Here is a 1,331-nt window from a genome sequence, read left to right as displayed (position 1 = left end):
CAAGAACTGTGTTGATTTCCTAATGTTTTTGCTTTTATTTTTTTACAATATTATCTTAGGGCTTTATTGAAGTAGAATAAATTTCCTACGTCAATTTATTTCCAATTCAACAAGCCAATAAGCATCATAATCATTTCTTATTTTAATTTAATTTAGAACGATACTCGTTATCGTAAGGAACTCCTGATTTAGCAATTGCGAATGATTGTTTTAATAGTTTATTACACACTGCAATCAATGCTACTTTTTTAGGTTTGCCTTTCGCTGTCATCCTATCAAAAATATCTTTACAAGATTTATTGTGTTTTTTAGCCGAAAAGCTGCATAAAAATAACATTGATCTAAGCTTTCTATTTCCCATTTTACTTATTCTAGATCTAGAATGGATACTCTTTCCAGACTGCCTTATTATTGGCGTAATTCCCGCAAATGAACAAAGCTCTTTTGAGTGACTAAACTTAGTAAAACCATCGGTTAGAACAATGAGTGCTATAGCCGTTTTTCGACCAATCCCAACGATACTCTCAATACTAGTTAAAAGACTCTGATTATCTTCCTTTACAAGGTTTAACAATGTTTCCTCTAATGCTAATACTTCTTTTTTAACTTGTTTTAAATTTCGTTTTAACGAACGTACTACAATTTTCACAGGATTACCTAATGTTTCTTCTCCTTCGAGTTTATTTTTTAATGATGTCATTTGTTTTGTATAATGACTAATCAAACTCATAATTTGTATACATGCAACTTGATTTTTACTATGCCCCTTCCATAACCTGAGTGTGTTTAAGGTAGCGTATTTATAAATCATTTTAGCATCACTCTTGTCTGTCTTAATTCTAGACAAATGCATTTGAACAAAACGTTTAACAGCTAATGGATTTTCTACACTCACCCTAATACCATGTTCTAACAATATATTAGCCAACTGAATATGATAATATCCTGTAGACTCCATTACGCAGTGAGAATTTTTATCCAATAGCTTTACAAACTTCTTAAAGCCTTTAAAAGAATTAGAAAATTGATGGTGGACTCCATTAAAGTCTGCTACATCAAAAACATCTTTACTAATGTCAATTCCAAAATAATTTGTACCTTCATTCATATATAACTATTTTATGAAAGAACAATACTACAAGGTTTTCTGCAACTTAAAAACGAGATCTATAGTCTCACAGAACTGTTCGAAATAATTGTAGTAAAAGAGTGGGGATCCTCAAGATTAACGAGATCAATGTCTCTATACACAAAATGACCTTACTCCACTCTTTTGTTCTTTCTGTTTCTATACTTAAATTTATAACTATATTTATAAATGCTAACTTAAG

1 protein-coding gene is annotated in these 1,331 nt (G+C 30.4%); it reads right to left on the bottom strand.

The annotated features are described in order from the left end of the window. Positions 1-142: 142 nt before the first annotated feature. Positions 143-1,108 carry an IS110 family RNA-guided transposase gene (locus D3P13_RS21750; protein WP_117885812.1) on the bottom strand — a complete coding sequence of 322 codons (966 nt, stop codon included), beginning with the start codon at positions 1,106-1,108 and terminating at the stop codon, positions 143-145. Between the last annotated feature and the right edge of the window lie 223 nt (positions 1,109-1,331).

It is taken from the genome of Aureibaculum luteum (assembly GCF_003449015.1).
Taxonomy (GTDB): Bacteria; Bacteroidota; Bacteroidia; order Flavobacteriales; family Flavobacteriaceae; genus Aureibaculum; species Aureibaculum luteum.
Note: the sequence above shows the minus strand (reverse complement) of the source record. Positions and strands in the feature narration are given on the sequence as shown.

Bases quoted from the DNA above. Each gene is read 5' to 3' on its own strand.
- D3P13_RS21750 (WP_117885812.1), bottom strand. From the start codon at position 1,108: ATGAATGAAGGTACAAATTATTTTGGAATTGACATTAGTAAAGATGTT.